Origin of the sequence: Methanosarcina sp. MSH10X1, assembly GCF_004099695.1 — an archaeon.
Lineage (GTDB): Archaea > Halobacteriota > Methanosarcinia > Methanosarcinales > Methanosarcinaceae > Methanosarcina.
The window spans coordinates 23,514-34,920 of the sequence record NZ_SCHL01000027.1 but is presented as its reverse complement, the minus strand read 5'-3'; the positions used below and the strand labels follow the sequence as shown (position 1 = coordinate 34,920).

6 protein-coding genes are annotated in these 11,407 nt (G+C 44.0%); 1 reads left to right on the top strand and 5 read right to left on the bottom strand.

All coding sequences use genetic code 11. The features are described from left to right. The 4 genes from EQO05_RS14290 to EQO05_RS14275 form a co-directional block, all read right to left on the bottom strand. The coding region (locus EQO05_RS14290; protein WP_164888579.1) for a NosD domain-containing protein at window positions 1-2,784 on the bottom strand (2,784 nt) is incomplete at its 3' end. Window positions 2,785-3,786: 1,002 nt separating this feature from the next. Beyond that, complete coding sequence (locus EQO05_RS14285) at window positions 3,787-5,361, bottom strand: histone deacetylase (protein WP_128507645.1); 1,575 nt, start codon at window positions 5,359-5,361, stop codon at window positions 3,787-3,789. After that, window positions 5,358-7,070 (bottom strand): hydantoinase/oxoprolinase family protein, encoded by a 1,713-nt coding sequence (locus EQO05_RS14280; protein ID WP_128507643.1) that lies wholly within the window; start codon window positions 7,068-7,070, stop codon window positions 5,358-5,360. The genes EQO05_RS14285 and EQO05_RS14280 overlap by 4 nt, the downstream gene beginning before the upstream one ends. Window positions 7,071-7,419: 349 nt before the next feature. Then, window positions 7,420-10,143, bottom strand: coding sequence for a PAS domain S-box protein (locus tag EQO05_RS14275; RefSeq protein ID WP_240664748.1), 2,724 nt, complete (start codon window positions 10,141-10,143; stop codon window positions 7,420-7,422). 474 nt (window positions 10,144-10,617) lie between these two features. On the opposite strand from EQO05_RS14275, the gene EQO05_RS15690 reads away from it, so the two are divergent. Further along, a complete protein-coding gene (locus tag EQO05_RS15690) occupies window positions 10,618-10,785 on the top strand; it encodes a hypothetical protein (RefSeq protein ID WP_164888577.1) in 168 nt (55 codons plus the stop codon). A 449-nt stretch (window positions 10,786-11,234) separates the two neighbouring features. Here the strand turns inward: EQO05_RS15690 and EQO05_RS14265 are convergent, their stop codons facing one another. After that, window positions 11,235-11,387, bottom strand: coding sequence for a rubredoxin (locus EQO05_RS14265; protein WP_240664746.1), 153 nt, complete (start codon window positions 11,385-11,387; stop codon window positions 11,235-11,237). Between the last annotated feature and the right edge of the window lie 20 nt (window positions 11,388-11,407).

Below are 11,407 nucleotides of genomic sequence, written 5' to 3'. Positions count from 1 at the left end.
CAGCTGTGACCATTTTTTGTCGCTATACCTGTTGAGTATGATTGAATTCCGGTCAATGTCCTTATCCTCAAGCCAGGATTTCTCAACCTTGAAGCACACTACAGGGTTCTCAATGTTCTTTTCCGTTGCAAATCCTGCGTTTCCCACCCAGAGGTTGAAGTATTTATAAACCTCACCTGAGGACAGATTTGAAGTCAGAGTTGATTTTGCTTTGAGCTGCTCGGCAATGGTTGTGGTCTTGCCTGCGGTTTTCTTTGCATCAAAGCTCACATATGCAACGCAGGTGGCATTCTTTGCGAAATCAAATTTCACAGGTTTTCCGCTTGCAACATGTGTCTGTGAGAGTTCCTTAACCTGAACATTTCTTGCTGGCTCGGGAGAACCGCCGCCGCCGCCACCGCCGCCGCTCTTGCGGTTGTTTCCACCATTATCGTTATCATCTGGACTGCTCTGCTGCATTACATTTATCTGGGCAGTCTTTGCCGGGGAAGTGCCGTTTGGATTGACCGCAGTTAAGCTAACAGTATAGGTTCCAGGAGTTGTGAACACATAAACAATGCTCGTATCCGTGGACTCAATAGTTCCGTCACCGCCAATATCCCAGTTCCTTGAGGTTGCATTTTTCGATAGGTCGGTAAGCAGGACCGGGAGAGGAGCACTGCCGCTTGTCACATTGGCGCTGAAGTCTGCAACTGGATAAACTTTAAATTCTTCTGCTATTATTTGTAGATATTTTGTATCTGTCCCGTTTTTGTTGCTTGCTGTCATGCTGGCCTTATAAGTGCCTGGCTTTTCGTACACGTAGACAAAGGTTTTGCTGCTGTTGTCAGTTTTCCCGTCACCATTAACGTCCCAGCTTATAGAGGTAGAATCCTGTGACCAATCAGTAAACTCGACCTTAAGAGGTACAAAGCCTTTTGTTGTACTGGCGCTGAAGTATGCTACAGGCAGTACCACACGTGTCAATGGATAATTGTCCGTGATATTACCGTTAGTTGAGACAGTAATACCGTTAGATGAGACAAAGGGGATATCAATAATGCCGTCTTCGTTTCCATCAGGGTTGGACTTATTATCTGAGAATCCCATGTATGACGGACTTCCCCAGAAATTTCCTCCTATATACGGGCCGCCCATAACATTTTTGCCCGAAACTATTTCTCTGTACCAAGAGCTTTGATTATTTCTGATGTTTGCATTATTATTATTGTTGAAATAGTTGTCATAGACCCAGTTTCCATAACTCCTCGGGCACATGTAAATTCCATTAGCGTTTGAACTAATGTTATTGCCCGAGATTTCGTTATTCCCGGAAGAGTCAAGGGAGATGCCCTGTTGGCCGTTATTGTAAACTACATTTCTGGACAGGTTGTTATCAGTGGAAATCGTGAGGAATACCCCAGATTCAGAGCAATCAATAGCTATATTTTTAGAAATTGTGTTACCTGCTGATCCTGATAGGCTAATACCTCTTACATTGTTCTGCAATGTATTGTTGACAAGAGAACTGTTATTGGAACTCGCTAAATAGATACCATATCTGCTGTTCCAACTTGCAATGTTATTTATAAGGTCATTACCGCTGGTGTTCTCAAGCAGGATGCCATCAGCGCTGAAACCACTGTTACCTGAATTGGAATTTGCAATATTGCCTGAGAGTAAGTTTTCTCTGGACGATGAACTTACGAAAATGCCCCTGGCGTTTCTGGATGCGCTGTTATTGAGCACTTTATTATTGCTTGAGTTGTCCAGAATGATGCCCTGATTGGCGTTGGAATTTGCCTCATTGTTTTCAATTGTATTCCCATTAACTCTAAAAAGACCGATGCCGGCACCCCTGTTTGAATTTGCCTTATTACCCGAAAGTATGTTGTCTGTGGATGTCAGGGTTACATATAAACCGAGGGTATTATTATAAGCATTATTGCCGGTAAGTATGTTATTATTGGAATACCTTACAGCTACTCCATACGGACTGCTGGAAATCGTATTGCCTGTTATATTGTTATCGGTTGTATTATCCAGCATAATATCATGCTGACTGCCGAAATCTACAGTGTTGCCTGAGATTGTATTGTTTTTCGTAAAGGTATTTGAGGCTATATATTCAGGAGAAGTTACCAGGTAGATTCCATTGGTTCCGTCGGACACATTATTGTTTCTCAGGATATTGTTACTCGAATCCGAAAGCAAAATTCCATATCTTGCATGTGATTTTACATTATTGTTTTCGAGAATATTAGCGTCTGATCTTTCCAGAGTTATACTGTGGTTAGCACTCTGGGTTATATTGTTTCTTGAAATTTTGTTACCTGTGGAAGTACTGGAAAGATAGATCCCAAAATTTTGATTTGAGATCGTATTGTTTGAAACATTGGACGAATAGGACTGCTGGATGTTAATCCCTCTACCTGTTCCAATTCCACCGGTCTTAGTAGCTATGTTGTTGCGTATGGTTGTGTTCCCGGAAGACCTTACATATACTCCCATGGCATCGTTTAGAAATTGGTTATTCTCTATCACACAATCTTTGCAGTTTTGCAGATAGATTCCTGATTGCTCTGTTGCGGCTCCGCTGATCGTAAATCCCTTAATTACCAAATTGGCTCTGGAATTAGCAGAGATCACATTTCTGGCTGTGCCATTGGAAGCAATTATCGTGTCACTATAGTTTCCCGATGCTGACATCAGTACCAGGTTGTTAGTTTTACTTATATCAATATTTTCTGTATAGGTTCCCGGGTATACGATAATTGTATCACCCTGGGGGTTTGCACTGTTCACCGCGGCCTGTATTGAGTCACCTGGATGAACCTCAGCGGCTGCTCCGATACAGGAGCTTAGCGTGAGTATTAAAAGGGTTAGTAACAAAAATTTTATTCCGTTTATGTGAAATTCCTCCATACAAATAAAGGTAATTGTAAATGCCACTCCCTTAAATTAATTAGAAACTAATTGCAAATACAATATAAACATAACGGTTTTGATTAGCCTGCTTTTCAGGATATTAGAAAAATAGAATTTTAATAACGTCTAAGCTTATTGAAATTCCCGAATTGCTCCTGTCTGTCATTCTCCACTATCCTTTTTCAATTATATTAAGTTGAAAATAAGTCCACACTGACTCTATCTACTCTTTTTATTGCCTTCATCTTGCTGCCGGAATTAAGAATCAGATATATTTTTGAATCACTCTGCAGGCAGCCAATTCAGATTTTTTACTTTTCCCCGGGTGTGTGAAAGCCTTATTATCTTCATTTAGAAGGGCAAAATTAATATATTTAGTAAGTGCTACCAGAAAATGTTGTTATCTTCACAAATTTCCTCTTAAAAAATATGTGATATTCTCTATATGCAGTCCTTTCTCATTTTCTCCTTCGAAAAGGGCACCTGTACAGGACGCGCCATTTGCGAAGTAAGAGCTTAAAGGTAATTCAGAGTTCTCCTGTAGATTCTGGCAAAACGGGATGACTTCAAGCGCATTTCAGGAACGGATAATTCGCTGCATGAAAAATACTAAAAGAGACGGAAGGTTGCAAAAAACCAAATACTGTGAGTTGAGAGGCTGGAAAAAATAAAAATAAGCAGGATAAAGAAAATTGAGCGGTATGAAGAAAAATGAGCGCGGTATCTAAAAAATATTCAACATAAAGAAAAATAGGTAAAATGAAGAAAAATAGGTAAAATGAAGAAAAATAGGTAATATGGAGAAAAAACAGGCAAGATGAAGAAAAAACTGTATAACCTTTAATAAGAGATTTCTTGCCTGAAAGGTTCTTTCCCGCCTCAATAAATCGTTTCCTGTTTTGTCCTCGAATTATATGCCCTGTATTCGTCCTGTTTTTTGTCCTGCAGGTAGACATGCTCGTATTGCGGAAGATTTAGCCTTTTCCTGTATTCCTCCCTGGCTTCAGCTTGGCAGTTCCCGCAGGCATAGATTGGAACCGAAATCCCGAAGATCCTGCTGTCATTTGTGCTCCTGTGGGCACTGGAATCTATGGTCTTGTACCCCTGGCAGTCGGGACACATTCGGATTCTCTCTTCCTGTAACTCCTGAATCATATCCGTATCGTAAAAGATCTGTTTTCTCCGGCTGTAGAAATCTCCGTGTTTCGTCACCTCGGCTTCTACGAGCCTGTCCCTGTTTTCCCAGTTTTCGAGCTGAGCCGCAACCGTTTCTTCAAGCACCTTTCTATCTCTTGCAGCCTGGACAAACATGCCCGGCTTGAAATCAGGCTCCCTTACGCAGGAATAATCAAGCCCTGCCATTGCAAGGATTATGCCTGTGTTCACATACGGCAGAGCACTCTGAATTGCGTAGCCTCCTTCAAGCACTGCCATGTCAGGGGCAAGTTTCTCATTCAGTTTTGCGTAGCCCTGTGCGGAAAAGCGCATATTTGCCAGCGGGTCGGTATAGTGGTTATCCTGTCCCGCAGAATTAAGGACAAGCTCAGGCTTGAAATCCTCAAGAATCGGCAGTACAAGAGAATCAAGCACGTAAAGTATACCTTCATCAGGGGTTCCCGGCGGCAGGGGAATATTGATTGTGGTGCCAAGGGCTTTTGGGCCTCCAAGTTCGCTTATAAAGCCCGAGCCGGGGTATAGCGTTCTTCCGTCCTGGTGGAAGGAGATAAAAAGCACATCAGGATCATTATAGAAAATTTCCTGGGTTCCATCCCCGTGATGCACGTCGGTATCCACAATTGCAATCCTGCGGATCCCGTATTTTTTTCTCAGGTATTCCACAAGGATAGCTTCGTTATTGATGTTACAAAATCCCCGGTTCCCATGCGCTACCGTCATTGCATGATGCCCGGGCGGGCGGACAAGCGCAAAAGCATTCTTTACCTCCGCTTTCATAAGGGCGTCCCCAAGCACCAGGCAGCTCCCTGCTGCGATAAGGTGAGGAGTTGTAGCCTGGGCTTTTATATCAGGCACACAGAAGTGGACTCGCGCAACATCCCTGTACTCGGCAAGGCGGGGCTTATATTCGGCTATTTCCGGCAGGTCCATAAGGCCTTCTTCAAAGATCTGGTCCCTCGTATAAAGAAGCCGCTCTTCTCTTTCCGGGTGGGTCGGCGAAATGGCCCAGTCAAAAGCAGGGAAGAAAATCAGTCCCGTCTTTTCGGTTCCAGTACGGTCTGCCGGGGATAAAGGTCTCTCCTTTGCCTCCAGCCCGGTTTTTTTCAATTCCATTTCATTTCCCTCGTTTTCAGGCTTATCTTCCTCATTTCCTACTTTCAGGATTTCTTCTTTTTCTGCCTTATTTCTCCCTTCTACCTGCTCTTTTTTCCTTTCCTGCGCACCTGTTCCGGAACCGGTTTTCAGCACATCCCTGATTTTGCCAAGCCCAAGTTTCATGCCTTTTCCCTCCTTTTCCATGCCGGGATCAGGCCTGCGGGAATCTGCATGTCCACGTCAAAAAGCCGCCCTGAAGTATACCAGCCGTTGACTACGTTGAAAACTTCACTATTAACGATCTCGGCTTCGCCCGCATACTCGGAAATACCAAAGTTTTCCGCACGTTCCCTCAGGAGTTTCGAGGCAAGGGTTTCAGCCTCTTCGAGGCGTATTTTATTAAAATTCCCGAGGTTAGCCGCACTCAGGCTGACAATCTCCCCTTCCTCGGCGACTGAGTATATTTTCTGCTCAGTATCAATATGCAGGTTCAGGGTAAGCGTGGGCCTGGCAACGGCTGCTCCTATAGCGTTTCCTACTTCGGCGTATTCAGGGATAACAGGTCTGGCATCAAGTTTTTTCGCAATCCCGTCAATAAGGCCTTTTGCCCCTCCTCCGATTCCTACCACATTCTGTGGTCTCGCCTTCTTCTCCTGCAGGACCTCCCATATCCTGTAAGCAGGCTCCTGTTCCCATTCAAGAAACATCTCATTGACTGCATCTGCAATAGTCTGTGCAGCTTTCTCCACTATCAGGGATGCGGTTTCGGTTTCGGATTTTCCCAGGCAAGAAGCTGTAGCTTTGATAGCCTCGCTTGCACGTTCGGGATCTCCTACCTTGATAAGCCCGAGAACATTGAGAGCATCAGTAGGGGTAGTTTCTTCTCCCCCCATAGAGTAAGCAGGACCTGCCCTGTCGGGGCCGACCGTTATCAGCTTTTTACCGGTATCCGTTTTCCTTACCCTTACGACGCTGTCCCCTCCTACAGCTATCGAGCGGACAGCAAAAGCCCGAACATGTGTGAGGAAGCCTCCGAGTTTTGCACCTTTAGAAGCCAGAAGCGGCTTGCCTGAGAGAATGAGTGCAAGATCTGTTGTAGTACCTCCGATGTCCACCACAACCGAAGTCTGACCCTGGGGGGTAAGGGCAAGAGCTCCAATCATACTCGCAGCAGGGCCCGAAAAGATAGTTTCTACGGGGAATTCTATTGATTTCTCAACCGGGAGAGTTCCTCCATCGGCTTTCAGGATAAATACGGGAGCCCGGATCTTTCTCTCCTCAAGGGCTTTCCTGATTTTCTCGACAAATTCCTGATAACGCTCCCTCGTGGCAGAGGCAAGCATAGCAGTTGCTATTCTTCTCGGGAAATTCAGTTTTCCCGAAACCGTATGCCCGAGTTCCAGTTTGCAGCCAGGATAGATCTCCCTGAAGATTTCCCCGATTTCCAGTTCATGAGATGGGTTCCTCTGCCCGAATTTACTTATGATGGCTGCTCTTGCAAATCCGGATTCCCGGATCAAATCCACAGTTTTCCTGATTTCGGTTTCATCGAGAGGCTGGATTTCCCTGCCCCTGTAATCCATAGCCCCTTTCAGATAAAAACTGTCAGGGAAACTATAACTTTCCGGGTTAATACCGGGTCCCGGAATCAGCACCAGGGCTACACGGTCAGTTTTGCCTTCGGCGATAAGATTGGTTATCACGGTTGTACTGAATACCACCCTTTCCAGCTGTTCAGGAGGAACATCTTTGCTAATCGCATCAAGGGCTTCAAGCAGGGAATCCAGAAGCTTCCCCGGCTCAGTGGAAACCTTGGCAGCACTGCATACTTCTCCATTCCGGATAAGCACTGCGTCCGTGGTAGTGCCTCCGACATCAATTCCTATTAGCATTCACAATTCGCCTATCCTCGCTATGTGTTCTTTTATTCTCTTTTTCCTTACTTCATATTAAATACCAATCGATATTAGTTCTGAAAAATATAAGAGCCCATCCGGGTTCTTGTTATAGAAGCCTGTGTATATAGAAGCCTGTGCCACCTGGTTAAACTTAGCCATGCTCCGTTTCCAGGGCACAGGGATACTATTTTTAAGCTTATAGGACAAAAACGTTCTGAAAAGAAAAAGCTGCTCTCTACAAAAAGTTGATTTCAGGACAGGTGGAAAGCCAGCCTGCTTATAAGAGCCTGGATAAGTCAGGATTTTGAAAACGGGATTAATCGAATTGTAAGGTAAAGCAGCTTTACACCTTTGGGGCCGTTCCCCTGTCTTCGAACCTGATTGTAAACTTTGTTTCCTTCTCTTTCTCAATTTCGATTGTTCCGTTAATTTGCTCAATGAGAGCATTTACAAGTTGCAAACCCAGAGTTCCGGGGTCTTTGAAATCGAGATTTTCCGGAAAACGGCCCCCATTGTCCGAATAGATAAGGGTAAACCCTCCGGATTTCTCAGGCGCTCTCTCTCCTATGGCTTCGCCTGCTATTTGACATTCGGGTTCGGTTTGGTGAAGGGAAATCCTGATCTTTCCTTCTGCACCTTTCGGAAATGCGTACTTAAGCGAGTTTGAGAAAAGCTCGTTAATTACAATTCCCAGGGGAATTGCGGTATCGATTCCCAGCAGTGTGCTGTCCACCTCGAGAAGAAGCTTGATCTTCTCATTTCCTATTCTGTAAGAGTGGAGAATATCCGCAGTCAGTTTCCTGAGATAGGCTGCGAAATCAACGCTTGCGGCATCTTCTGACTTGTAGAGCTCTTCATGGATTATGGACATTGAAATTACGCGGTTTTCGCTTTCCCTGAAGGCTTCAATAACCTTCTTATCTCTGAACTTGTCAGCCTGAAGGCTAAGCAGGGATGAGACTATCTGAAGGTTATTCTTTATCCTGTGATGAATTTCCCTCATGCCTATTTTTTCAGCTTTCTCAAGAGTTTCCTCAGCTTTTTTCCTCTGGGTAATGTCATAGGCATACCCCTGGATAAATACGGTCTCTCCCGAGTCATTGCACACGTTGTGGATTAACTCATGGACCCACCTTATGCTCCCGTCCTTCCGCTTAAGCCTGTACTCGTACTCCATAATGGAATTCGGGGAAGAAATCATTTTTTCCCGGCTCAGATTGAGCACTGGCCTGTCTTCGTGGGCAATAAGGTCAAGCAGTTTTACTCTTCCTGAAAGAAATTCCTCTTCCGCATATCCGGTTATTTCATCAAGGGCTCCCTCAAGAAAAAGGGGGTTGAAGTTTCTGTCAAGTTTAAATGAAATACCTTTGAAATTTTGCAGGAACGACCTGTAAAGTTCCTCACTTTGCTTTAATTTTTCCGATGATTGTTTGATTTCGGTAACGTCCTCCATTACCCCGAGCGCCCGGGATATGCAGCCGTCCTCGTCTTTCAAATATACCCCTCTGTTCTTCACGCAAAGATAGCTTCCATCCTTCCGCTTGAACCTGAACCCTTCAACGTATTTTTCTCCTGTGTTCCAGCAATTTTTGAATGATTGCCGTACTCTCCTGCGGTCTTCAGGATGAATGTGTTCGAGCCAGCCGTAAAAATCCATACTCTCAATTTCCTTATTACTATAGCCCGTGAGTTCCCTGACCGCCCCCGCCCATTCTACACTGCCATTCCTCAGGTCAATATCATATATCAGCTGCCCTGTCTGTTCCGTAATAATTCGGTATCGCTCTTCATTCTTCTGCAGCTTTTCTTCCATCTTTTTGCGCCCTGTGATGTCAAGCATGACTCCTATAAGCCCCTCTATATTCCCGCAGGAACTTTTATATGCGGCTTTATTAAAAATGAAGTCCCTTCTGAGTCCGTCAGAACACAGGACTTTTGACTCGTAAGCCTGGCTTCCTCCTTTCTGGAACAGCTGCCTGTCCATTCTTTCGTAAATTTCCGCGAGCTCTTGGGGAATCGCTTCGGAAAGCTCATTTATAGTGTGCCCGGTTACTATTTCCTTTGAACTTCCGAGAACCATTTTCGCAAAGAGCTCGTTGCAGCCCTCATAAATCCCTTTATAGTTCTTATAAAATACTGGGGCCGGGATGGCATCCAGCAGAATTTCCAGGAAATGTACCTTATCTCGGAGTGTGGCTTCCATCTCCCTTTGGTGAATTGCAAATGAAAAAATTATTGCAACCGCATTGAGGAAACGACTCTCCTCCTCGGTAAACTTATTCTTCTCGGTGCTGTGAGCCGCCAACACTCCATAAGGCTTTTCAATGCTTCCTATAAGTACACTGATCCCGCTAATTATGTCCTTGTGCTCTTCAAGATCCATTGCCCCGGTGAAATTTTTCCTGTCCGGCTTTTCCAGCAGGACGGGCTGGCTTGAGAGTACAGTATAGCTTTCGCATGTCGCTAATTCTTTCCTGATTATTCTGCCTGCTTCTTCCGGGCTCCAGCCGACTCCGGTCTCAAATAAAAAATTTCCGTCAGGCAGGAGTTTAAGAATACTGCAATACTTTACACCAAGCATATCTGCAACCAGAGGCAGGATCTGGTCTAGCAGAGCCTGAAAATCCGGGACTGAAAGAGCAAGCCCGGAAATTCGGGAAAGGATCTCATGTTCTCTTTTTCTTAAAATTAATTTCTCTTCGGTTTTTTTAAGGTAAGTTATTTCGGTTGCAGAGGCAACTATGCCTTCGCAGGGAAGCAGGGGAGTAATGGTTATTGTATAAATTTTTTCTCCTGCTTTCAGTTCAGCCTGCGCGGGTGTCCGTCGGAGCGCTATCCCATGGGCAGTATTCAAAATTTCAGCAGGAGCTTTTTCTCCAACCTGGCTATTAAAAGTTTCAAGCAAGGATTTCCCTGCCTTATTTGCGTAAAGAATCGTCCCATCTATTCCTATTCTCAGGACAGGGTCAGGGTTATTTAAAAGAAACTCTCTCATCCAGTTTTCTTCGGTTTCCGCACCCGCATTGTATTTCTGATTTATGCCAGAGCCCCCGATTCCTAATTTCATAAGCTCATTTTTCAATAGCTATTTGTCAATCCTGAAGGTTATGTATGCCAGAGCCCAAATCTCATGCCTATTTTCTAAGGCTTAACCTGTTGTTATCTGTAAATTCTTATAACATATTAATATTCTGCTAATGTATCCAAAACAAGTTATATAAAATTCAAAAAATAACTCAAATGCGTTTTAATATGATTTCGGTTGGGTCCGGACGATTAGCCATGAATATTTATAAAAAGCCTCACATTTAAGACTCTGCGAGCTCCGACAGATCGAGGTACCACCCGAAAGAAGCTTCGACTTCTGGGCACGCAGGATTAAATATTCATAGGAAACGAATTGAATAAAAATATTCAAATTAAATATTCGGATATAATTAAATATTCGGATATATCTGAGTTTATTTATCCTGCTAGTATAAAAAATACTAAAATCCAGATTAAAACCTGAAATTCTAAGGAAGGTGTTTTTGTGGAGGATTTGAACTTACTTAAAAGAAAACTTGACGACATGAGCACAACTGAACTTTCTGAATATGTAAAGGGAAATTACCCTGAAAATGAGGAACTCTGGGTCGGATCTAAAAAAATTGTCATCAGAAAAATCCTGAACTTTGAAAGAAACAGGATGAACAAAGAGGAAGCCTGAAAAAATTTCTACCAAGCCTTTTCAAAAAATAGCTTGCCCGCAAGCCTTTTCAAAAAAGGCTTGAGCGAAAACCTTTTGAGAAAAGGTTTTATCGCAAACTTTTTCAAAAAAAGTTTGATCAAAAACCATGCTCCATCTAAACCAATATAACCGGAGCGTGATCGACCGGCGAAATGCAAGCCTTTTCAAAAAAGGCTTGAGCAAAAACTTTTTCAAAAAAAGTTTTATCAAAAACGTCACTATCGGCGTGATAAACCGGCGAAACGCAAGCCTTTTACAAAAAGGCTTGAGCGAAAATCCCCACGTAACGGCGTGATAAACCGGCGCAACGCAAACTTTTCAAAAAAAGTTTGATCAAAAACCCTGATTATCCAGACCGCTGTAACCGGGGCGGGCTCAAGCGACGCCACGCTTGCAGGTCAACGGTTTCGGGTCAACGGTTTGTTTAGTCAGATTTCCTTAAATTTTTCTTTGGGGGCTCCGCATCTGGGGCATTTCCACGATTTCGGGAGGTTTTGAAAAGGCGTATCCGGAGCTATGGACTGTGAGGAGTCCCCGAGCTGGGGGTTGTAAAGGTATCCGCATTTGCTGCATCTATGCATTCGAATCACCCTGTTTTGAT

Excerpts from the sequence above, each read along its gene's own strand:
- EQO05_RS14285 (WP_128507645.1), bottom strand. The coding sequence starts at position 5,361 with ATGAAACTTGGGCTTGGCAAAATCAGGGATGTGCTGAAAACCGGTTCC.
- EQO05_RS14280 (WP_128507643.1), bottom strand. The coding sequence starts at position 7,070 with ATGCTAATAGGAATTGATGTCGGAGGCACTACCACGGACGCAGTGCTT.
- EQO05_RS14275 (WP_240664748.1), bottom strand. The coding sequence starts at position 10,143 with ATGAAATTAGGAATCGGGGGCTCTGGCATAAATCAGAAATACAATGCG.
- EQO05_RS14265 (WP_240664746.1), bottom strand. The coding sequence starts at position 11,387 with ATGCATAGATGCAGCAAATGCGGATACCTTTACAACCCCCAGCTCGGG.